This is a genomic window from Alcanivorax sp. S6407, assembly GCF_023016115.1.
GTDB lineage: Bacteria > Pseudomonadota > Gammaproteobacteria > Pseudomonadales > Alcanivoracaceae > Alcanivorax.
Genome location: NZ_JALKBH010000011.1, coordinates 22,866 through 46,156, shown reverse-complemented (window position 1 = coordinate 46,156; position 23,291 = coordinate 22,866). Strand labels below are relative to the sequence as shown.

The following is a 23,291-nucleotide window of genomic DNA, read 5'->3' as shown; positions in this document are numbered from 1 at the left end:
CATGTTGGCTCAGCCCACTTTGATAAGCTGAACTTCACCCTTTTCATCAATTTCTGCAATGTGACCTTTCGGCTCATCGAGGAACTGTACCGCAGCCAGGGCAACGGCGGCGCTGGCGGCGATCACCAGGAAGAAGGTGCTGGGATCCACAAAGGTGAGCACAGTCAGGAAAATCACCGCACCGGTGTTGCCGTAGGCGCCTACCATGCCGGCAATCTGCCCGGTAAGACGACGCTTGATTAGCGGAACGGTGGCGAACACGGCGCCTTCACCTGCTTGCACGAAGAAGGAACAGCACATGGTGGCCACCACCGCCAGAGCCAGAGGCCAGGTGCTGCCGATCTGGCTCATCAGACCGTAACCCACCATCAGGCCGGCCAGCAGAATGATCAGGGACTTCTTGCGGCCAAACTTGTCGGAGAGCCAGCCGCCACCGGGGCGTGCTGCCAGATTCATGAAGGCATAACCGGAAGCCAGCAGACCGGCCATTACGGGTTCCAGATTAAAAGTGTCGGCGAAGAACAGCGGCAGCATGGAAACCACAGCCAGTTCGGAGCCAAAGGTCACCAGGTAGGACAGATCCAGAATCGCCACCTGCTTGAAGCTGTAACGGTCATGTTCGTTCACGCCTTCCGCCAGGTGTTCACGATTCACCCGCCAGGCCTGGCCGATCTGCACAATGCCCAGCGCCAGTACCAGTGCGGTCAGGATGTACTGGGTAGAGAGGTCATATAGTGCCAGGTTGGCAGGTCCAAGACGCCATACGATTACCAGCAGGGCGGCATACAGCGGTACGCTCATGGCCAGATAGAAATACAGGTCTCGCTTGGTGCTTACCTCGAGTGCCGCGCTGCGCTTGGGCTTGAAGTAGGACGATCCCTTGGGGGTGTTGCGGGCTTTCCAGAGGAAGAAGAAACCGTATAGCAGAGCAATCAGGCCGGTGCTGGCAATGGCCCAGCGCCAGCCGTCATCGCCGCCGAACAGCATGGCCACGGTGGGCAGGGTAATGGCCGCTGCGGCAGAACCGAAGTTGCCCCAGCCGCCATACACACCTTCTGCCAGACCGACTTCATTGGCCGGGAACCATTCGCCGATCAGACGGATGCCCACCACAAAGCCGGCACCGACAAAACCGAGCATAAGGCGGGTAATCGCCAGTTGCTCGAAGGTGGTGGACATGGCGAATGCCCAACAGGGAATGGCGGAGATGATCAGCAAACAGCCAAACACCTTGCGCGGACCAAAGCGGTCTACCAGAGAACCAATAATCACCCGGGAGGGGATGGTCAGTGCCACATTAAGAATAAGCAGGGCCTTGACCTGTTCGGTGGAGAGGTCGAATGCCTCACGCAGGTGACCCATCAACGGCGCATGGGAAAACCACACGACAAAGGTGATAAAGAAAGCGACCCAGCTCAGATGCAGCAAGCGGATTCGCGGTGCGGAAAAGTTAAGAAGATTCAGTTTGTCGGCGCTCATGATGGCTCCATCCACGGGCGGTTGATCGATGCTGTGGACAAAGCAATAGCCGTGCCAATAGGTAACTGATTGATATTTAATGGAAAAATTAATTTCCGGTGTCGTTTTCAAGGGTTTTGTGCAGGATGATGAGGCTTTTGGCTGCATTGTGGGGCGAAAAAAATGCACGACTCTCGTGCGTAATGGGGTTTTCCGGCCTGTGCTTTATATCTGTGCCAGTTACGGGTTCAAAGATTGTGCTCTTCAGATGGCGAGCCAGGCTACCCGTGGCAGAGATAATGTGTCTTGTGAGCTGCAATCATCAGTAAATTGTGGGAGGTAAAGATCGTTTCTTTGTATAAGGAAGGAGGAGAACGGTGTGGCGTTCGTTGGTGCGCTTGCGGTTTGGGCAAGGTTTGCAGGGCGATTATCGAGGGGCGTACCGGTCTGGCGCGCAGGAATGATTCATAAGGGTGCACGAAAAAGTGCATCCTGGCCGTGCATAAACGCATTAAATAAATGCATTGAAATCATGTTTTTATCCAGAAAATAAAAGAAAAGCAATAAAAAACAGGAGGTTAACAAGTTGGCACAGGCCTTGCTGTACTGGCTCTGTCAGTTACGCACCGCGAGGGTGAGCCTTATGGCCAAGCAACAACTTCTTTTGATCGGACACGGGATGGTAGGTCAGCGTTATCTGGAAGCGCTGGTTGCCCAGGGTGGCCGTGAGCAATTCGACATTACCGTACTGTGTGAAGAGCCGTTGCCGGCTTACGACCGTGTCGGATTGACCAGTTATTTTTCCGGCAAGACTGCCGATGACCTGTCGCTGGTGCCGCAGGGTTTCTTCGCAGAGCACGACATTGCCCTCAAGCTGAAGACCCGTGCCGACAGCATTGACCGCGCAGCGAAAACGGTCACTACCAATACCGGCGAAACCCTGGCCTACGACAAACTGGTGCTGGCTACCGGTTCCTATCCGTTTGTGCCGCCGATTCCCGGTAATGATCGTGATAACTGCTTCGTGTACCGCACCATCGACGATCTGGATGCCATGATTGCCGCCAGCAAGGGTGGCAAGGTCGGAACCGTAGTGGGCGGTGGTCTGCTCGGTCTGGAAGCGGCCAAGGCGCTGCATGATCTGGGTCTGGAAACCCATGTGGTGGAATTTGCCCCGCGCCTGATGGCCGTGCAGGTCGATGATTTCGGTGGCGCCCTGCTGAAGGACAAGATTCAGGAACTGGGCGTGACTGTGCATACCAGCACCGGTACCCAGGAAATTGTCGATGGCGAAAGCTGCAAACACCGCATGGTGTTTGGCGAAGACAAGCACCTGGAAACGGATCTTATCGTCTTCTCCGCCGGTATCCGTCCGCAGGATGCCCTGGGGCGTGCCTGCGAGCTGGAACTGGGCGAGCGTGGCGGCATCGTGGTCAACGACCACTGCGTGACGTCTGATGAAGATGTCTACGCTATCGGTGAAGTAGCACTGTGGAATGGCCGTATCTTCGGTCTGGTGGCGCCGGGCTATCAAATGGCGGAGGTTGCTGCCGAGCATCTGATGGGCAAGGCAGACAATGCGTTCCAGGGTGCCGACATGAGCACCAAGCTCAAACTGATGGGCGTGGATGTGGCCTCCATTGGTGATGCACACGGTAACACTCCGGGTTGCCGTAGTACCGTGTTCATGGACCAGACTGCTGGTATCTACAAGAAGGCAGTGATCAGTGAGTGTGGCAAGAAACTGCTGGGTGCCGTGCTGGTAGGGGATGCCGCCGATTACGGCAACCTGCTGCAACTGTGCCTCAACGAAATGGACCTGCCCGGTGATCCGGCTGCCCTGGTGGCGCCGGTGTCCGATGGCGCGCCGCTGCTGGGCGCGGATGCGTTGCCTGATACCGCCCAGATCTGTTCTTGTAACAACGTGTCCAAGGGGGACCTGTGTGCTGCCATCGATGATGGCGCCATGACCGTGGGTGATCTTAAGACCTGTACCAAGGCCTCTGCCACCTGTGGTGGTTGTGCGGCGCTGGTGAAACAGGTGCTGGACAGCGAACTGGAAAAGCGCGGTGTGGAAGTGAACAACCACCTGTGCGAACACTTCGCGTTCTCTCGCGAAGAGATCTACCACCTGGTACGCGTCGGTGAGATCAAGACCTTTGACGAGCTGCTGGAAAAACACGGTCGCGGTGATGGCTGTGATATCTGCAAGCCCACCGTGGGCTCCGTGCTCGCGTCCTGCTGGAACGACTATGTGCTGGAGAAGCCTCACGCGGGCCTGCAGGACACCAACGATTACTTCCTCGGCAACATGCAGCGTGATGGTACCTATTCCATCGTGCCCCGTGTGGCCGGTGGCGAGATCACCCCGGACAAGCTGATCGTGCTGGGTGAAGTGGCCAAGAAATACGATCTCTATACCAAGATCACCGGTGGTCAGCGGGTCGATCTGTTCGGTGCCCGCGTGGATCAGCTTCCCGAGATCTGGAAGATTCTGGTGGATGCCGGTTTTGAAACCGGTCACGCCTACGGCAAGTCCGTGCGGACGGTAAAATCCTGTGTGGGTTCTACCTGGTGTCGTTACGGCGTTCAGGATTCAGTCGGCACTGCCATCCAGATTGAAGAACGCTACAAGGGCCTGCGCAGCCCGCACAAACTCAAGTTTGCTGTCAGTGGCTGTACCCGTGAATGTGCCGAGGCACAGAGCAAGGATGTGGGTGTGATCGCCACCGAGAAAGGCTGGAACCTGTATGTCTGCGGCAACGGCGGCATGCGTCCCCGTCACGCAGACTTGTTTGCTTCCGATCTCAGCGACGAAGAACTGATCAAGTACACCGACCGTTTCCTGATGTTCTACATCAAGACCGCCGACCGTCTGCAGCGCACCAGCGTGTGGATGGAAAACCTGGAAGGCGGTCTGGATTACCTGAAAGACGTGATTATCAATGATTCCCTGGGTATCGGTGAAGAACTGGAAGCGCAGATGCAACATGTCATCGGCACATACCAGTGCGAATGGAAGACCACCATCGAAGATGAAGAAGCGGTGAAACGCTTCAAGCACTTCGTCAACGATGATGCGACCGATGACAACCTCAAGTATGTGCGTGAACGTGGCCAGCGTCGTCCGGCCTACGAGCACGAGCGCATTGAACTGGTCGAGGAGGCCTGATCATGAACAGCTCTGTAGCGGTGGAATGGAAAGCCGTTTGTCATGTCAGTGATGTGTTGCCGGGAACCGGGGTAGGTGTACGCCTGCCCGGTGGCCAGGCGGCATTGTTCTGTACCCGTGATGGTCAGTTCTTCGCGCTGGATAATCTTGACCCTTTCAGCCAGGCGAATGTGCTGAGCCGGGGGCTGCTGGGATCGTTGGGCGACAAGAAAGTCGTCGCTTCGCCGATCTACAAGCAGCATTTTGATCTGGAGACCGGTCAGTGTCTCGAAGATGAAACCGTCACCTTGAATGTCTATCCGGTTCGGGTGGAAGGCGACGTCATCGAAGTTGCCACTACGGCAGCTAACTGACCATTGAGGGCCAGGCAGTAATGAAGAAACTGGTAGTCATCGGCAACGGCATGGCGGCGATCCGCCTGCTGGAAGAGGTCACTCGGCTGGCACCGGATCTGTATCAGATCACGGTGGTAGGCGAGGAGCCCTTTGCCGGTTACAACCGGGTCATGCTGTCCCCCTTGTTGGGTGGTGGTACCGACGAAGTCACTATCACCACCCACCCGCACCAGTGGTACCGGGACCGGAATATTCGACTCATAACCGGTTCACCGGTGGTGGCTATCCGCCGCCACCGTCGTCAGGTGGTCACTGCCGCCGGCCACAAGCTGGACTACGACCGCCTGGTGCTGGCTACCGGGGCTGCGCCCCGCAAGCTACCCGTTGAGGGTGTTGAATTACAGGGTGTCATGAGCTTTCGCGATCTCTATGACGTCCGCAAGTTGTTGTCGCTCCCGGCCGCCCGTGTGGTGGTCGTGGGCGGCGGCTTTTTAGGGCTGGAGGCCGCTGATGCGCTGGTGAAACAGGGGCACGATGTGACCCTGGTGCACAGCCGCGGCCACCTGCTCAATCAGCAGCTGGATGAAGCTGCGGGCAAGCGTTTGCAGCACGACCTGGAAGCCCGGGGGGTGAAATTTGTCATGCAGGCCCGCACCCAATCCATTGAAGGCTGTGATGAAGACGGTAACGGGCAGAGCAGGGTGGCTGCCGTGCATCTGGCAGATGGCCAGCGCCTGCCCGCTGATTATGTGATTCAGGCCGTGGGTATCGTGCCGCGGACTGAACTGGCCTTTCAGGCAGGCTTGAGCGTTAACCAAGGTGTACGTGTGGATGACACCTTGCAAACGTTTGACCCTGCCATTTACGCCATTGGCGAATGCGTGGAGCACCGCAACCGCACCTTTGGTCTGGTCGCACCCTTGTATGAACAGGCTGCAGTCTGTGCCAGTCATCTGGCTGAACTGGGCCACCGCCGTTATCTGTTTGCCGACAGTGCCACACGACTGAAAATCTCCGGCATTGATCTGGTATCCCTGGGAGATTTCCAGGGCGAGGGTGAAACCCTGCAACTGTCCTTGCCGGGTAGTTATCGTCGCCTGCAGATCGTCGATAACCGGATTATCGGCATGGTGTTGTACGGCGACGTGGCAGACGCCAGTTATTACGAAAACCTGTGGCGGGAGCGCAGCGATATATCATCCCTGCGCCAGGTTCTGCTGCTGGGTGAGGCGTTCTGCAAGGCAGCGGCGAAGCGCGGTGACGGCGAGGAGGAAATTGCCGCATGAGTAGTATCTGTACCACCTGTCCTTACTGTGGTGTTGGTTGCGGTATTCGCACCGATGGCAACACCCTGCAGGGTGACGAGATTCATCCTGCCAATGGTGGCCGCCTTTGTGTGAAGGGCTCCTCCGTGCTGGAAACCCTGGGCGATCAAGACCGCCTGCTGTACCCGGAAATCGATGGCCTGCGTGCCAGCTGGGACCACGCCCTGAATGAAGTGGCCAGTCGCTTTCGTAGCATTGTGGATGAGCATGGCCCGGACGCTGTTGCATTTTATGTATCCGGTCAGCTGCTGACGGAAGATTATTACGTCGCCAACAAACTGATGAAGGGCTACATCGGTAGTGCCAACATCGATACCAATTCTCGCCTGTGCATGAGCAGCGCGGTGGTGGCGCACAAGCGTGCTTTTGGCGAAGATGTGGTGCCCGGTAGTTATGAAGATCTGGAAATTGCCGATCTGGTAATCCTCTCCGGCTCCAATACCGCCTGGGCACATCCCATCGTTTACCAGCGCATCGCAGCCGCCAAGCAGATGCGCCCGGAAATGAAAGTGGTGGTGATTGACCCCCGTCGCACCGCTACCTGTGATCTGGCTGACCTGCACATCGCAATACGCCCGGGACAGGATGTGCCGTTGTTCAATGGCCTGCTGACCTGGCTGGATGATCACAACGCGCTGAACAACGACTACATTGCTTCGCATACCAACGGCTTTGATGCCGCCCTGGCAACAGCCAGGCAACAGGGCAATGATTGGGATGCGCTGGCCACACAGCTCGGCGTTTCCAAGGTTGATCTGACTACCTTCTATCACTGGTTTGCCACCTGCGACAAAACCGTGACGGTCTTTTCCCAGGGGGTTAATCAGGCGCGCAATGGTTCTGATCAGGGTAATGCCATCATCAATGCTCACCTGGCCACCGGCCGGGTAGGCAAGCCGGGTGCGAGTCCGTTCTCCATCACCGGCCAGCCCAACGCCATGGGGGGCAGGGAAGTAGGTGGCCTTGCCAACCAGCTGGCGGTGCATCTGGATATCGATAACCCAGAGCACCACGCTGCGGTAGCGGATTTCTGGCAGACCGAAAACCTTGCCAAACAGAATGGCCTCACGGCCGTGGATCTGTTCAATGCGGTGGAAAGCGGGAAGGTAAAAGCTGTGTGGATCATGGCCACCAACCCGGTGGATTCCCTGCCGGAAGCGGACCGTGTGCGCCATGCCTTGATGGCCTGCGATACCGTGGTGGTGTCCGACTGTGTTGCCAGTGGCGATACCCTGGCCTGTGCGGATATCCGCTTGCCGGCTCTTGGCTGGGGTGAAAAGTCCGGCATGGTGACCAACTCCGAGCGGTGTGTGTCCCGCCAGCGGCCCTTTGTGCCTGCACCGGGTGAAGCGAAAGCAGATTGGTGGATCATTACCGAGGTGGCCCGTCGTATGGGCTATGCCGATGCGTTCGGCTACCAGCATGAACATGAAATTTTTGCCGAGTATTCGGCGCTCACCGCGTTGGCTGGACGGTTTGGCAAGCGGCTCGACCTGACTGCCGCAGCGGAACTGAGCGCCGACCAATATGAAAGCTGGGAACCACAGCAGTGGCCCCTGCAAGGGGATGCCCGTTGCTTCGGCGATGGCCAGTTTTCCACCCCGGATCATCGCGCACGTTTTATCAACTGCGAGAATCCGGTGGTCCACAAGATCGGTGAAGCCTTCCCGATCATTCTCAACAGTGGCCGTATTCGCGACCAGTGGCACACCATGACCCGTACCGGTCGAGCCGGTCGCCTGTTTGCCCACTTGAGTGAACCCTTTACGGCACTGCATCCCAAGGATATCGAGCGTTATCGACTTAGTGACGGCGGCTTTGTGCGCCTGACCAGCAAGGTCGGTGATGCCCTGGTGCGGGTGAAAAGTGATGCCGGGCAACGCCCCGGTACCGCTTTCATGCCCATGCACTGGACTGATCAGTTTTCACGTCGGGCCAGGGTCGATGCCCTGGTGCCGGCACGTCTGGATCCGCATTCCGGCCAGCCAGCGTTCAAGCATACGCCGGTCAATGTCAGCGACTGGCAACCCCGCTGGCATGGCTGGTTGTTCACGGCGGCTACCCCGCCTGCCGTGGAGTACTGGGCCCGAGTTCCCGTCGATGCATTTTTGCAGGCGGGCCAGGTACAACGCTATCGGCTGGCCGGCGATGCGGACCTAACCGAACAACAACTCCATGAATGGATGCCGGAGGCTGCGCAGTGGCTGGCGTTGAATGATCCCTCCAGCGGTCATTTTCGTCGTGCAGCACTGGATCAGAATGGCAAGCTGATTGCCTGGCTCGCCATTGGTGAGAGTTTGCCGCTGTGTGATGTGGAATGGCTGGCAAGCTGCTTTGCTGATGAACAGGACGTGCAACCTTTGTCCATCCTGGCAGGGCAACCCGCCGATGCCGGACCCGATCTCGGGCCGGTGATCTGCAGTTGCCATCAGGTCCGCCAGAAAACCATCGAAGCCCATGTGGAAGAGGGGGCCGACACGGTGGAAGCCATTGGCCAATGCTGCAAGGCCGGCACCAACTGTGGCTCTTGTATTCCCGAGTTGAAAGGTCTGCTTGCCACCAGTGCAGTATGACCCTGTAACATCCCGTCCCGGCAGGCATCCAATCAGCGAATGTCTGCCGGGGTTCCCATGAAAAGTCTCAAGTCTCTGTTCATTTCCGCCCAGATTACCCTTGCGGTGATCACTGTGCTGGTTGCCGTCTGGTTGGCGGTCGGCAGTAACCCTTATGGCTTCACGCTGCTGCTGCCCGCTGCGCCCTTGCTGATATTTCTGGCGCGCCTGTTTCTGTTCCCTACAGCGCGTACCAGTGCAAACCTGCCGTGGGTATTCTGGCCAACCTTGCTGGGCGCGCTGGTGGTACTGGGATTGTTCGCTGCCGGGAAAGCCTGCTGGTTAATGAGCACACTGGCGGTGCTGAATCTGGTGGGCGTGCATTTGTATCTGCGCTGGTACAGCCGATACCCGCAACGTTCCCTTGTTGCTGAAGTTGGCGAACCGTTACCTCCGGTCAGCTTTACTGATCTCGATGGTAGGCAGGTCACCCCGAAAGCATTCGCAGGCAACCCAGTGATTCTGATGTTCTATCGCGGCAACTGGTGCCCGCTGTGCATGGCTCAGATTCGGGAAATCGCAGAGCAGTATCAAGCGCTGCAAAAAGCAGGCGTGCGGGTGGCGCTGGTGAGTCCGCAGTCCCATGACCAGTCCGCGGCGCTGGCAAGACAGTTTTCCGTCGAGTTCGATTTCCTGCGCGATGACAACAATCAGGCGGCGACGCAGTTGGGAATTATCGACAGTGGCGGTACCCCTGCCGGGCTGGAAGTCCTCGGGTAGGACACTGATACGGTAATGCCAACGGTACTGATTCTGGACGGGGAAGGGAGATTGATCTATCAGCACCTGACCGACAATTACCGGCTTCGTCCGGAGCCCTCGTTGTTTATAAAGGTGCTCACAGAGCATGGTTTGATATGAGGAAAGAGTTGAAAGTTTAAAGTGAAAAGTTGAAAGCTGGCTCCGCGCTGCTATTCGCTCACGAGATCGGGTAGTCCGGTCAACACCCGGAAGCGCGGGGTGATTCGTTCCAGATTAACATGACATCTCTCCGCGCTTTTGAACTTTAAACTCCTTCCCGAGCCCTGCCTTTCGAAACTCATAGCTCGCAGCCGTCATTCCTTCCCCTTCAACGACAACTTCGGCAATTCCGTCCCGCACTGTTTACAGAACCGCGCATCCGGGTCATGGGAGTGACGATGGCAGCCGGTGCACTCCCGCTCGTACTGCATGCTGGTTCTTGCTGCCGAGATCTCCGCGGTAACGATGCCGGTGGGCACGGCGATGATGGCGTAACCGGTGATCATGGCCAGGGAAGCAATCAGTTGTCCCAGCGGGGTATGTGGCGAAATATCCCCGTAGCCCACAGTGGTAATGGTGACGATGGCCCAGTAAATACTGCGAGGAATGCTGGTAAACCCGTTCTTGGGGCCTTCCACTACATACATGACGCTACCAAAAATCACGATCACCACGAATACCGAGAACATGAAAATGGCGATCTTGCGGCGGGTACGTACCAATGCCAGGCCCAGCTGGTTGGCTTCGCCCATGAACTTCACCAGCTTCATGACCCGGAATACTCTCAGTACTCGCAAGGCGCGAATGGTCAGCAGGTAGTTGGAGCCGGCCACGACCAGGCTCAGGTAAGTAGGAATAATCGACAGTAGATCGACAATGCCGTAAAAGCTGCGGGCATAGCGCAGGGGCCTCTCACTCACCCACAGGCGTACCCCGTATTCCAGTGTGAACAGAATGGTGAAGAACCATTCTGCGGCATACAGCCAGGTGCCGTAGTCGACATGCAGGCTCGCCACACTGTCCAGCATCACAGCCACCACGCTACCCAGAATCGCGATGATCAGGATCACATCGAACAGCTGACCGGCCGGCGTGTCGGTGCCGAAAATAATATGCCGCCAGCGTTGTCGCAGACTTTCCATACCCTGATCCTGATCGCGTTATTATCCACAAAGCTGTGCGTATTGTGGCTTGTTACGAAACTGATGACCACTTAGTCTGGCAGCATACCTATTGAGCGCGTACCGAGATGGACAAAAACAACAATACCGTGTTTCCGGGTACCAGCTGGCAGAGCAGGGTGGTTATCCGTTCCCTGAAGACGCTGGTGAAGCCGGTGGTCAATCGCATTCGCTTCAGCCGCCGTTTCATGAAGTTTTCCCAACTGGGATTCGATACGGTCACGCTGGCGCTGCCGGTTCACTCCGATGTACATATTTCTCCGGCGCTGGTCGGTGGTGTGCCCGGTGAATGGTTGATTGCCGGCCGTAATGTGCGCTCCAATCGGGTGGTGCTGTATTTTCATGGTGGCGCTTATTTTTTTGGTTCGCCCCGTTCCCATCGCGCCGTGACCTGGCGTATGAGCCAGTACTGCAAGGCCAAGGTTCTGGCGCTGGATTACCGGCAGCCTCCGGACTGGGCCTATCCGGCGCCTATCGATGATGCGGTGCGTGCTTACAAGGCGTTGCTGGAACTGGGATATGATCCTCAGCACATTGTCTTTGCCGGCGATTCAGCGGGTGGAAACCTGTCACTGGTGACCATGCTGCGACTGCGTGAACTGGGATTGCCGCAGCCCTCCTGCGCTGTACTGATCAGTCCCTGGGCGGATCTCACCTGCAGTGGCGAAAGTATTGTCAGTAATAATCGGCGCGACCCCATGATTCCCATCGACGCATTGCGCTTCGTCTCCGGTTCCTACAGCCGTCAGCATGATCCTGCCTCTCCGCTCATTTCTCCCGTCTACGCTGATTATGCAGGGTTGCCTCCTATGTTGATTCAGGTCGGCAGCACCGAGGTGTTGCTCAGTGATGCCGAAAGGGTTGCTGAGCAGGCGGCGAAGGCAGAGGTGCCCTGCCAGCTGCAGGTCTGGGAGAACATGCCTCATGTTTTCCATGCTTTGGCGTCGCTGGTTCCCGAAGCCCGGCAAGCCCTTCAGGAGATAGGTGCCTTTGTGCATGATCACCTCAGTCAGCGTGATGCCGAAGGTCATGTTCGCGCCCACGCCCGGGTGGTGCGCGGGCGACAATGATTAGAGGCTCGCTCCCTTGTCCTGAACTCATTTCGTAAGGTGTGAGGCTTTCAGGCATCCAGCGAGCTCTGCGATGGATTAAGACGGGGGCATGCCTCTCATGGACCCTTGCCGTTACTTCGTGATGAACCAATTTTTGCAGTGTGTAATCTTGAGCGGCTTGCGGACACCAAGCGGTTACGATGACTACGCTTGGTTACATACCGTCAACCCCCTTGCTCTACAGTAGATTGCACATCCCCCGCATAGTCCCCCATGCACATTCCCCAAACAGGGAAGTAATAACGACAAAGCATGATGGAGGGGTTCATCTTGGCCAAACAAATCAAACTCATGGTAGGTACCAGCGCCCTCGCGGCCATGCTGGCAGCCTGTGGTGGCGGTGGCAGCAGCTCCGCACCTGCCGCAGATGCCGGTGCGGCTGCCCGCGCTCTGCCACCAGAGATCGCTGCAATTATCGATCAGGAAAATCCGCTCACTGACGCCCTGTGTCCGCTGACCAGCGCGGCACCGGATGAGCTGGGTAACATCAGCCCTGAAGCCTGTCTTGAAGAAGGGGAAGACGAAGCCGAGGAAGATAGCGGTTACGAGCTGTCCCTCAATCCTGTTGTTCAGCAGTTCTGTCCCGAAGCCGCCCAGGCTTTCGATGCGACCCTGACCTTCAACGGCGAAATGCTGGATCAGGACTTTGTCTATGATACCGACACTTCATTCGATGGCAGCGCTACCTTCCCGGCGGCCTGTCTGGAAGAAGCGGCCGGTAATTTTGGTGACTTCGGTGACATGATTGGCGGTGCCAACCCGATCACTGAAGCTATCTGCCCTGAAGAAGCGGCCGACGGCGAAGTCGATCCCGCGAACTGCTTCAGCGAAGCGCTTGCCGGCGGCAATCTGCCCGGTAGCGGTGAGGGTGGTGATGGCGGAGATCCATTCGCTGATCAACTGTGCCCGGAAACCGGTTCGGTTGAGCCGAACCCTGAAGCACCTACCGAGTGTCTGGATGAGGCGAGCCGTGTCTACATGACCATTGTGGACATGATCACCGCCACCAACCCGCTCACCGAGCAGCTCTGCCCCATTGAGTCTGCCAGTGGCCGATATGATCCACAGGATTGTTTCGCAGAAGCCATCATGGGAGAGGGTGGATTCCCGGGTGATGGTGGTGGCGACGGCGGCGATGGTGGTACTGGCGGTGATGCCAGCAACCCGTTCGCCCCGTTGATGGAACAGTTCTGTCCGGAAACGGCAGCCGCGCCTTTGAGCGAGAGCACTGCCATTGACTGTCTGGCAGAAGCCGGTGGTAACTTCCAGGAGGTTCAGGATCTGCTGACCGGCCCGAACCCACTGACCGAGAACCTGTGCCCGGAAGCGGCCATGACCAGCCCGATTGATCCGGCTGCCTGTTTCATGGAAGCCGCTGGCGGCGGTCTGCCCGGTGGTGGCGGTGGTGATATGGAGAACCCGCTGGCCCCGGTACTGGAGCAGTTCTGCCCGGATACCGCTGCTGGCGATCTGGGTCCGACCACCCCGATCGATTGTCTGACCGAAGCCGGTTCTGCCTTTGGTGATGTGGAAGAGCTGATTGGTGGAGCCAATCCGCTGACTGAAGCCCTGTGTCCGGAAGCGGCCCAGAGCAGCCCGATTGATCCTGCGGCGTGCTTCATGGAAGCCACCGCTGGTGGCATGCCGGGCGGCGACATGGAGAATCCGCTGGCGCCGGTGATGGAGCAATTCTGCCCCGAAACCGCCCTGGATGGCTTGAGTGAAACCACTCCGATTGACTGCCTGACTGAAGCGGGTAGTAACTTCCAGGACGTGCAGGACCTGCTGCTGGGCAGCAACCCGCTGACCGATGCCCTGTGTCCGGTGGCTTCTGCAGACAGCCCGGTGGATCCGGCCGCCTGTTTCGAAGAAGCCGCAGCCGGCTTTGGTGAAGGTGGCCTGCCCGGTGGCGAAGGTAACCCGTTTGCCCCGGTAATGGGTCAGTTCTGCCCTGAAACCGCCATGGCGGATCTGGGTCCGACCACTGCCATCGACTGTCTCACCGAAGCCGGTGCAGCCTTCGGTGACGTGGAAGAGCTGATTGGCGGCGCCAACCCGTTGACTGACGCCCTGTGTCCGGAAGCGGCGCAGAGCAGCCCGATTGATCCGGCAGCCTGTTTCATGGAAGCCACCGCTGGCGGTGGTGACATGGAAAACCCGTTTGCCCCGGCACTGGAGCAGTTCTGCCCCGAGACTGCCATGGCAGATCTGGGTCCGACGACTCCCATCGACTGTCTGACTGAAGCGGGCAGCAACTTCCAGGACGTGCAGGACCTGCTGTTGGGCAGCAACCCGCTGACCGATGCGCTGTGTCCGGTGGCCTCTGCGGAGAGCCCGGTGGACCCGGCAGCCTGTTTCGAAGAAGCCGCAGCCGGCTTTGGTGAAGGTGGCCTGCCCGGTGGCGAAGGCAACCCGTTTGCTCCGGTGATGGGTCAGTTCTGCCCCGAGACCGCCATGGCAGATCTGGGTCCGACCACTGCCATCGACTGTCTGACCGAAGCCGGTGCGGCCTTCGGTGACGTGGAAGAGCTGATTGGCGGCGCTAACCCGCTGACGGAAGCCCTGTGTCCGGAAGCGGCGCAGAGCAGCCCGATCGATCCGGCGGCCTGTTTCATGGAGGCCACTGCTGGCGGCATGCCGGGCGGCGACATGGAAAATCCGTTTGCTCCGGCTCTGGAGCAGTTCTGTCCGACCACTGCAGAAGCTGAACTGAGCCCGACTACCCCGATCGATTGCCTTACAGAAGCAGGCAGCAACTTCGGTAACATCGAGGACATCCTCGGTGGCAGCAACCCGCTGACTGACGCCCTCTGTCCGGTAGAGTCATCTGATGGTTCCGTAGATCCAGCTTCATGCTTCGAGGAAGCGGTTGCTGGTGGCGGTATGGGCGGCGAGAATCCGTTCGGTGGCGCACTGGAACAGTTCTGTCCGGTGACCGCCGGTGGCGAGATTGGCCCGAGCACGCCGTCTGACTGTCTGATGGAAGCGGGCGCCAACCTAGGCGCTCTGGAAGAGCTGCTCGGTCCGCTGAGCGAGCCCAATGAGCTGACCAATCAGGTCTGCCCGGAAACCTCTGCCACTGGCAGTGTGGATCCCACGGCCTGCTTCATCGAGTCTCTGGACAACATCGAGTTCCTGGACATTCCGCTGTCCGAAGAGTGCTCCCTGTTGAGCGGGACCAACGATGAAGGCGACGTCTCCCTGACCCTGGGGCTGGGTTGTCTGCTGGAAGAACTGTCTGGTGCGGATGCGGAGGAGAACCCGCTGACCGGTCTGTTCGATGCTCTACTGGGAGGCCTGCTGTAAGCGCAGCCTAATACCAGCGAAGAAAAAGCCCGGCCTATGCCGGGCTTTTTTGTGGGCGGGTCTGTGGCGGCATCACGCTCCATTCAAACTCGGCGTAACTTTTTCTGTAGGAGCTTGCCTGCAAGCGATTCGAGAGACACCGAGGCAAAGGGTAGAAGCGAGGAGCGATTTACGAGTCGCGAGAAGCAAAAAATCGGGTTTTGTATTTCGAGACTCGAAACTCACCAACCAACTACCCACAAAAAAAAGCCCGGTACCAGACCGGGCTTTTGGGTGACCGCACTGCGGCTTAACCGTTGCGCTTGGGCAGCACGTCGCGCAGCTTGTCGGCCATGTCGCGGATGGCTTTCTCGGTGGTATCCCAGGCGATACAGCCATCAGTGATGGAGACGCCGTACTCCAGATCATCCAGGTTGGCCGGGATTTTCTGGTTGCCGAATTTCAGGTGGGATTCCACCATCAGGCCAACGATGGATTGGTTGCCTTCCAGAATCTGGTTGGCGATGTTTTCCATCACCAGAGGCTGCAGACCCGGGTCCTTGTTGGAGTTGGCGTGGGAGCAGTCCACCATGATGTTGGTGGAGACACCGGCTTTCTCCAGCGCCTTCTCAGCCAGCGCCACAGAGACGGAATCGTAGTTCGGCTTGCCGCCGCCGCCACGCAGAACCACGTGGCCGTACTGGTTACCCTTGGTGGTAGTCAGTGCCACGCGGCCTTCCGGATCGATACCCAGGAAGCGGTGCGGAGACTGCACGCTGAGCATGGCATTTACGGCCACATCCAGGCTGCCGTCGGTACCGTTCTTGAAGCCTACCGGGCTGGACAGACCGGAGGACATCTCACGGTGGGTCTGGCTCTCGGTGGTACGGGCGCCAATGGCATTCCAGGAAATCAGGTCCTGAACGTACTGCGGGGTAGTGGGGTCCAGCGCCTCGGTGGCGGCCGGCAGGCCCAGTTCTGCCACGTCCAGCAGCAGCTTGCGGGCAATGTGCAGGCCGTCCTGAACCTTGAAGGAATCGTTCATGTAGGGGTCGTTGATCAGCCCCTTCCAGCCGGTGGTGGTACGCGGCTTCTCGAAGTAGACACGCAGCACCAGGTAGATGGTGTCCTTCACTTCCTCGGCCAGGGCTTTCAGCTTCTGGGCGTATTCCATGGCCGCCTTGGTGTCATGGATAGAGCAGGGGCCAATCACCACGAACAGGCGGTGATCCTTGCGGTCGAGGATGTTACGAATGGTCTCGCGCCCTTCAATCACGGTCTGACGGGCATTGGCGGAGAGCGGCAGCTCTTCCTTCAGCGCGTTGGGAGTGATCAGCAGTTCCTGCGAGGCGATATTGAGATCGTCTACCTGTTTATCGGTCATGTTGTTCCTGACTAGCTGTCGTTGCCGGAGCCCCCGGCCCGCTCTGTGACGGGCTGCGAAAGCGGGCACTCCTTATATATAGAGGTTCAGGAGTCTAGCGGAAACGGGCCGCCAGAGAAATACGGGACAAGGCTGTTGGTGATATAGGTGGTGGTTATGAGGAGCAGGCTGTTAGCCTCAAGCCTCAAGCCTCAAGCCTCAAGCCTCAAGCTACAAGCTACAAGGCGCTGGGCGCGGGGGGCTCGGTAAGCATTTCTGGGCCATGCCCGCGCTCAGGAGTGGGCAGCTGCCATATCGCCCCTTTGACCCTGGCATTTCAACGCGGAGCAGCTTGCTAGCCGGTTAACCCCAAACCCGGATTCGCGTTGTAGCTTGCCGCTTGCCGCTTGCGGCTACAAAAGGCTGATCAACTCCTCTACATACCCGGGTACCAGCTCCGTGGCCAGACCATGGCGGTGCTCGGCAAAGGCGGTGAGCTGCTGGGAGGGCTCCAGATTCAGCTCGATGGTATGGGCGCCGTGGCGATTGGCTTCTTCCACGAAGCCCGCTGCCGGGTAGACATTGCCGCTGGTACCAATACTGATGAAGCGGTCGCACCGGGCCAGGGCCCGGTAGATGGTTTCCATCTCCAGGGGCATCTCGCCAAACCACACCACATGGGGGCGCAGGCAGCCTTTCTTGCCGCACAGGGGGCAGGGCAGTGCCGGGGTCAGGTCGTGGTCGATGTCCACCAGACCACCACTGGTCTGGCAGCGCCCCTTGAGGATCTCGCCATGCATGTGGATCAGGTTGCTGCTGCCGGCCTGTTCGTGCAGATTGTCGATGTTCTGAGTGACCACCAGTACATTACCCTGTGGGTAGGCCGCCTCCAGTTTTGCCAGTGCCCGGTGAGCCGCATTGGGCTGGATGGCCGGGGTCAGCAACTGGGCGCGACGCTGGTTATAGAAATTCTGTACCAGCAGGGGATTGCGGAAAAAGGCTTCCGGGGTGGCCACATCTTCTACCCGGTGGTTTTCCCACAGGCCGTCCGAGGCTCTGAACGTCTTGATTCCGGATTCCGCCGAGATTCCCGCGCCGGTAAGTATTACAATGTTTTCAGCCATTTATTTGCCCTCGGAAACTCTTGTCCCATGGATACCATCATCGAACATCAGGAAAATCTGACACTCAACGGACGCGGTAATGTCACCCTGCTGCATTTTCATCAGGGCATGGTGCTGCTGGTGGGGGAAGATGCCGTGGGCCTGTATCGCGACCGTGTGGCCATTGATGACCCCCTGGCTAATGGTGTCATTGGCTACGAGAGCATTCCAGCTTCCTTGCAGCCGCAATGGGGGAGTGAGTGTGGCTTTGTCCGTGAGCACCAGTCCGGATACGTTGGGCTGAACGAAGGCGGGGTGCTGTTTATCCGCCCCGATGGCATTGCCCTCTATCCCACAGGGCCGGATGCATTGCAGAATCGGGAGATGAGCTGGTTGATCCCGTTTCCTCCCTTGAGCAGTTAGTAAAGGTGTTGCGGATTTAGCGTCTGACGTCCGACCTCAGACTTCCGACAAAAATTTTTATTTGCCTGTCGCGTGATGCGTGCAGCGTAAAACGGAGTGATATATGGCCGAAGAAACCACTCGCCTGCGCCTGCGGACTCTCACCGAAGAGGATTACCCCGCCCTGGCCAAACTGATGGATCAGGTCTACCACGATATCGGTGGTGCCTGGCCGGAAGACACCATCCGTACCCTGATCCGGATTTTCCCGGAAGGGCAGCTGGTGATTGAAGACAACGGCGAGCTGGTGGCCACCGCGCTCACCATCAAGGTGAAGTACGATCGCTTCTCCAACCCCCATCGTTATGAAGACCTGATCACCGACGACAAGGTCCGTTCCCACGACAAGAAGGGCGATGCGCTCTACGGCCTGGATGTGTTCGTGGACAAGGAATACCGCGGCTACCGGCTGGGGCGTCGGCTTTATGAAGCCCGCAAGGAACTTTGCCGCGAAGAAAACCTGCGTGCCATCCTCGCCGGCGGCCGTCTGCCGGGCTACACCAACTACGCGGATCAGATGCAGGTCACCGAGTACATCGAACAGGTGGAAGCCCGCGCCATCTACGATCCGATCCTGTCGTTCCAGTTGTCCAATGGCTTTGACGTCAAGCGCCTGATGAAGGCCTACCTGCCGGAGGACGAAGACTCCCATGGCTACGCCACCCTGCTGGAATGGGACAACATTCTCTATGAGCCGGAAGATGAAGAGACCGAATGGCCGCGCCGCACCGTGGTGCGCGTGGGTGTGGTACAGCGTCGCATGCGGGAAGCCCGGGACGTGCAGGACTTGCTCAACCAGGTGGAGTTCTTTATCGACGCCCTGTCTGATTACCGCGCCGACTTCGCCGTGCTACCGGAATTCTTCAGCGCCCCACTGATGGGCCTGCGTCCGGAACTCAACTCGGTGGAAGCGGTGCGCTTCCTGGCCAGCTTCACCGATCAGGTCCGTGATGCCCTGGCTGACATGGCGGTGAGCTACAACATCAACATTGTTGGTGGTTCCATGCCGGTGATAGAGGATGACAAGGTCTACAACGTGGCCTACCTGATGCGCCGCGACGGCTCCGTGGAGTCCCAGTACAAGATCCACATTACCCCCCACGAGCGCCGTGACTGGGTGATTCAGGGCGGCAACAAGGTGCAGGTGTTCGAGACCGATGCCGGCCGTGTGGGCATCCTGATCTGCTACGACGTGGAGTTCCCGGAACTGGGACGTCTGCTCGCCGAGGAGAAGATGGACATCCTCTTCGTGCCGTTCTGGACCGACACCAAGAATGGCTACCTGCGCGTGCGCCACTGCGCCCAGGCCCGGGCTATCGAGAACGAATGCTACGTGGCCATCTCCGGCTCTGTGGGTAACCTGCCACGGGTGGACGCGGTGGATATCCAGTACGCCCAGTCGTCGGTGTTTTCCCCCAGCGATTTCTACTTCCCCCACGATGCCATCATCAGTGAGTCAGTGCCCAATACCGAGATGCTGATGTTCGCGGACGTGGATCTGGAAAAACTGAAACTGCTTCATCGGGAGGGCTCCGTGACCAACCTGCGCGATCGACGAGAAGATTTGTACAGCGTGGATTGGAAGAGGAAAGACTGATTAACGCCGTCATTTCGCAGGAGCTTGCCTGCAAAAGATTCCAGTGAAGCAGAGGAATGTCAGGCGAATATTGAGCTCACTCAAGGAGGTTCTTTCCCTCAAGAGTAACTCCCACCCTCCGATACGATTTTGGGGCGTTACTCTTGAGGAAAAACCCGATGCCGCACATCATCTCGATTCGCTTATGACGCCTTCAGTTTGAAAGGATTCTCCCATGCCCACCATCCTCTACGTACTGTTCGCTATCTCCTTCCTGCCCATCTTCCTCGCCTGGGTGGGCGTGTATTTCCGCATCAAGCAATTCAGGCATTTCGATAACTATCATCCTCGCCAGCAGCAGGCAGCACTGGAAGGAGCGGGTGCGAGGACGCAGGCAGCGCAGGCTAATGCCTGGGAGGCGCTTATCGTCTTTACCATGGTGTGCTTTATCGCTTACGCCTCAGGGCTGGATCTGAACCGCCTGGATGGGGTGGCGTTGCTGTATCTGGCGACCCGGCTGCTGCATCCGGTTCTGTATATCGCCAATCTGGCCTGGCTGCGTTCCGGCGTGTTTGCGGTGGGGATGGGCTGCTGTCTGTATATCGTGTATCTGGCGGCGAGCCAGTGAAGATACCTGCGCCCTGGGGAGGGCGCAGGCAGAGGGCATGATTATTGTGTCTGTTCCAGGGCTTCCTGGGTGCGGGCATTATGGCCCTGGTTCAGGCTGTTGATCTGAGCCTCGAATTCATTCATTTCTTCTGCGTTACGCGGTACCTGGGTAGGCACATTCGCCGGGGCATCCACGCTTTCCACCGCTTCGGCGGTGTCGGTGCTCAGGCCGGTGGGAGCGCTTTGCAGTTGGGTCATCACCAGCCAGCCCACGGCCAGCAGGGCGATCAGTATGCCGATATATCGCATTTTGTTGTTTTCCTCTGGGTTAAGCGATGCGGACACGATGTCAGCAAGACGAATTCTGGTCAATGACCGCCGGTTGCGCGGTCTGCTGTAAGTGATCTCTGCACGCTGCCCCCCTGAGGCCGCGGCTCCGGGGGCCCCAATTTGACCTGAATCAATAAAAGGTGACATCGCGCAATGTAACCATTGATGGTGTCATCGTTGCCGCTCTAGGATCGGGGCATTCCGATTCTTTGAAGGGGCATGATAATGACAATTCAGGTAGATCCCATCCGCCGAAACCTCAAATTCGGCTTACCCAAAGACCAGGCTCTCAGCTGGAATCCGGCTGGGCTGCACGTCACCCAGTTCTTCAACACCCTGTCGATCTTCTTCCCGGCCGGGGAGCGATTCTTTATCCAGAGCGTGCGTCATTACCGCAAGGAGATCGTCGGGGACGAACTGAAGGAGCAGATCTCCGCTTTCATCGGCCAGGAAGGGTTTCATACCCGCGAGCACGAGGAGTACAACGAGGCGCTGGTGGCCGCCGGGATGCCGGTGGAAGCCATGGACAAGCTGGTCGTTAACCTGCTGGAGCTGGTCAAGAAAACCCCGCGCTCCTTTCAACTGGCGGCTACCGTGGCGCTGGAGCACCTGACGGCGGTACTGGGGGATGTACTGCTGCGTAACGACACCCTCCTGGAGCAGGTGGAACCGCATTTCTCTGCGGTGTGGCGCTGGCATGCCATCGAGGAAACCGAGCACAAGGCAGTGTGCTTTGATGCCTACGAGCAGGTGATGGGAAAAGGCGTTCAGGCTTATGGGCTGCGCGTGGCGGCCTTCCTGATCGCCAATCTGCTGTTCTGGAGTCTGTATGTGCCGTTCTACACTGTGATGGTGGCGAAGGGCGGGGGCCTGTTAAAGCTGAAAGGCTGGGGCAAGGTGTTGAATCTGACCCTTGGGCGCCCTGGAGTACTGCGTCGGGCCTTGCCGGACTGGCTGGATTTCTTCCGCCCGGGCTTTCACCCCTGGATGCATGACAACCGTCATTTCCTGGATCAGGCCGAAGCTTTGGTCAATGAGGTGAGCAACTTTGATGTCAATCAGGCCAAAGCCGCCTGAGCAGGGAGCAAATCATGAATAGTAAAGTAAAAATCAGTGCGAAAACCCTGAACAAGGAAGTGGCCATTGTCGGTGCCGGTTTTGGTGGCCTGTGCATGGCCATCAAGTTGCTGGAAGCCGGCAATGAGGACTTTGTCATTCTGGAAAAGGCCAGCGAGGTGGGCGGTGCCTGGTACTTCAATGGCTATCCCGGTGCGGCCTGTGATGTGCAGTCGCACCTGTATTCGTTCTCCTTTGCCGGAAAGGCGAACTGGAGCAAGCGTTATGCTCCCCGCGACGAAATCGAGAACTACATCCTCGATACGGTGGAGAAGTATGACCTGCGTCGGTTTATCCGCTTTCAGGAAGAAGTAAACGAAGCGCACTTTGATGATGCTAGCGGCCAGTGGACGGTACGTACCGCCGCCGGTTCCACCATCCGCTGTCGCCATTTTGTGTTGGCGTCCGGACCGTTGCACGTACCCAACAAGCCAAAGATCAAAGGGCTGGCGCGGTTCAAGGGCAAGGTGATGCATTCTGCCGAGTGGGATCACGGCTATGATCTGGTGGGCAAGAAGGTGGTCTCCATCGGTACCGGTGGTAGTGCCATTCAGTATTGTCCGGAGATTGCCCCCAAGGTAAAAAAGCTGTCGGTGTTTCAGCGTTCGGCTGCCTGGGTGATACCCCGCGATGAGCGCGGCTATCCGGCATTTCAGCAGCGCCTGTTTAAACGCTTTCCGGCGCTGCGCAAACTGCATCGGGCAAGGCTCTACTGGAGCAACGAGTCCCGTGTGGCACCAGCTTCCAGTACCCGGGCGGCAAAATTACTGGGGACCCTGTGCAAGCAGTTCATCCGCTTCCAGGTGAAAGACAAGGCGCTGGTGGAAAAGCTGACCCCGGATTACGCCTTTGGCTGCAAGCGGGTGCTGATTTCCAACAAGTGGTACCCCATGTTCAACCGCGACAACGTGGAACTGGTTACCGCAGGCATCCGGGAAGTGAAAGCCAACAGCGTGGTCACCGATGATGGTGTGGAGCACGAAGCAGACTGCATCATCCTCGGTACCGGCTTTGTGGTAGACCCACGTATCTACATGAAGGACTTCCCGTTGACCGGTTTGCCGGGTCGGGATCTGCACAAGGACTGGGCGGAGTCTTCCGAGGCCTATTACGGCATGACGGTAAGCGGCTATCCCAACCTGTACATGCTGGTGGGGCCCAATACCGGTCTGGGTCATAACTCCATCGTGTTCATGATCGAGTGCCAGGTGAACTACATCATGCAGTGTATGCAGCTGCTGAAAGCCGAAGGGGCAGACTATCTGGATGTGAAACCTGCCGCCCAGCAAGCCTTCAATGATGATGTACAACGCCGCCTGCAAGGCACCACCTGGACCTCCGGCTGCACCAGCTGGTACCAGCAGGAAGACGGCAAGAACTTTGCCTTGTGGCCTGGCTCTACCTGGCGTTACTGGCTGCGGACCCGGCAGGTACGCAGTACCGATTACGAGTTTGTGCATGTGGAGGAAACAGTGAAAGAAGCGGTTTCTGCCTGAGTGTTTTTGAGGCAT

17 protein-coding genes are annotated in these 23,291 nt (G+C 58.1%); 12 read left to right on the top strand and 5 right to left on the bottom strand.

What is annotated here, in order from left to right; translation table 11 throughout:
* Window positions 1-9: 9 nt before the first annotated feature.
* A complete protein-coding gene (locus MWU49_RS16930) occupies window positions 10-1,479 on the bottom strand; it encodes a NarK family nitrate/nitrite MFS transporter (RefSeq protein ID WP_246974661.1) in 1,470 nt (489 codons plus the stop codon).
* 622 nt (window positions 1,480-2,101) lie between these two features.
* On the opposite strand from MWU49_RS16930, the gene nirB reads away from it, so the two are divergent.
* The 5 genes from nirB to MWU49_RS16905 are packed head-to-tail and all read left to right on the top strand — an operon-like array spanning window position 2,102 to window position 9,622.
* Window positions 2,102-4,630, top strand: a complete 2,529-nt coding sequence (gene nirB / locus MWU49_RS16925; protein WP_246974657.1) for a nitrite reductase large subunit NirB — start codon at window positions 2,102-2,104, stop codon at window positions 4,628-4,630.
* A 2-nt stretch (window positions 4,631-4,632) separates the two neighbouring features.
* Window positions 4,633-4,983, top strand: coding sequence for a nitrite reductase small subunit NirD (gene nirD / locus MWU49_RS16920; protein ID WP_246974655.1), 351 nt, complete (start codon window positions 4,633-4,635; stop codon window positions 4,981-4,983).
* A 20-nt stretch (window positions 4,984-5,003) separates the two neighbouring features.
* A complete protein-coding gene (locus tag MWU49_RS16915; protein WP_246974653.1) occupies window positions 5,004-6,251 on the top strand; it encodes an FAD-dependent oxidoreductase in 1,248 nt (415 codons plus the stop codon).
* Window positions 6,248-8,863, top strand: coding sequence for a nitrate reductase (locus MWU49_RS16910; RefSeq protein ID WP_246974651.1), 2,616 nt, complete (start codon window positions 6,248-6,250; stop codon window positions 8,861-8,863). The genes MWU49_RS16915 and MWU49_RS16910 overlap by 4 nt, the downstream gene beginning before the upstream one ends.
* A 57-nt stretch (window positions 8,864-8,920) precedes the next feature.
* A complete protein-coding gene (locus MWU49_RS16905; protein ID WP_246974649.1) occupies window positions 8,921-9,622 on the top strand; it encodes a peroxiredoxin family protein in 702 nt (233 codons plus the stop codon).
* A gap of 335 nt (window positions 9,623-9,957) precedes the next feature.
* On the opposite strand, the gene MWU49_RS16900 is transcribed toward MWU49_RS16905, so the two are convergent.
* Window positions 9,958-10,785, bottom strand: a complete 828-nt coding sequence (locus tag MWU49_RS16900; RefSeq protein ID WP_246974647.1) for an ion transporter — start codon at window positions 10,783-10,785, stop codon at window positions 9,958-9,960.
* A gap of 107 nt (window positions 10,786-10,892) precedes the next feature.
* On the opposite strand from MWU49_RS16900, the gene MWU49_RS16895 reads away from it, so the two are divergent.
* Window positions 10,893-11,894 carry an alpha/beta hydrolase gene (locus MWU49_RS16895; protein ID WP_246974645.1) on the top strand — a complete coding sequence of 334 codons (1,002 nt, stop codon included), beginning with the start codon at window positions 10,893-10,895 and terminating at the stop codon, window positions 11,892-11,894.
* Between the two features lie 312 nt (window positions 11,895-12,206).
* A complete protein-coding gene (locus MWU49_RS16890) occupies window positions 12,207-15,242 on the top strand; it encodes a hypothetical protein (RefSeq protein ID WP_246974642.1) in 3,036 nt (1,011 codons plus the stop codon).
* A gap of 289 nt (window positions 15,243-15,531) precedes the next feature.
* Here MWU49_RS16890 and MWU49_RS16885 read toward each other — a convergent pair whose 3' ends face one another.
* Together MWU49_RS16885 and cobB are read right to left on the bottom strand one after the other, a co-directional pair.
* Window positions 15,532-16,605 (bottom strand): 3-deoxy-7-phosphoheptulonate synthase, encoded by a 1,074-nt coding sequence (locus MWU49_RS16885; RefSeq protein WP_246974639.1) that lies wholly within the window; start codon window positions 16,603-16,605, stop codon window positions 15,532-15,534.
* Between the two features lie 392 nt (window positions 16,606-16,997).
* Window positions 16,998-17,708: a Sir2 family NAD+-dependent deacetylase gene (cobB, locus tag MWU49_RS16880; RefSeq protein ID WP_246974635.1), complete on the bottom strand. Its 711-nt coding sequence runs from the start codon at window positions 17,706-17,708 to the stop codon at window positions 16,998-17,000.
* Window positions 17,709-17,735: 27 nt separating this feature from the next.
* Here cobB and MWU49_RS16875 point away from each other — a divergent pair, with 27 nt between their 5' ends.
* From MWU49_RS16875 to MWU49_RS16865, 3 genes are all read left to right on the top strand, one after another.
* Complete coding sequence (locus tag MWU49_RS16875; protein ID WP_246974631.1) at window positions 17,736-18,110, top strand: hypothetical protein; 375 nt, start codon at window positions 17,736-17,738, stop codon at window positions 18,108-18,110.
* A gap of 103 nt (window positions 18,111-18,213) precedes the next feature.
* On the top strand, window positions 18,214-19,746 hold the full coding sequence (locus MWU49_RS16870; RefSeq protein WP_246974628.1) for a bifunctional GNAT family N-acetyltransferase/carbon-nitrogen hydrolase family protein: 1,533 nt from the start codon (window positions 18,214-18,216) through the stop codon (window positions 19,744-19,746).
* Between the two features lie 214 nt (window positions 19,747-19,960).
* On the top strand, window positions 19,961-20,353 hold the full coding sequence (locus tag MWU49_RS16865) for an MAPEG family protein (protein WP_246974625.1): 393 nt from the start codon (window positions 19,961-19,963) through the stop codon (window positions 20,351-20,353).
* A 41-nt stretch (window positions 20,354-20,394) separates the two neighbouring features.
* On the opposite strand, the gene MWU49_RS16860 is transcribed toward MWU49_RS16865, so the two are convergent.
* On the bottom strand, window positions 20,395-20,643 hold the full coding sequence (locus MWU49_RS16860) for a hypothetical protein (protein WP_246974623.1): 249 nt from the start codon (window positions 20,641-20,643) through the stop codon (window positions 20,395-20,397).
* Window positions 20,644-20,889: 246 nt separating this feature from the next.
* Between MWU49_RS16860 and MWU49_RS16855 the strand changes: the two genes are divergently transcribed.
* Both MWU49_RS16855 and MWU49_RS16850 read left to right on the top strand, forming a co-directional pair.
* Entirely contained in the window at window positions 20,890-21,741 is an 852-nt protein-coding gene (locus MWU49_RS16855) for a metal-dependent hydrolase (protein ID WP_246974621.1), read from the top strand.
* Between the two features lie 14 nt (window positions 21,742-21,755).
* A complete protein-coding gene (locus tag MWU49_RS16850) occupies window positions 21,756-23,276 on the top strand; it encodes an NAD(P)/FAD-dependent oxidoreductase (RefSeq protein WP_246974619.1) in 1,521 nt (506 codons plus the stop codon).
* Window positions 23,277-23,291: the final 15 nt, after the last annotated feature.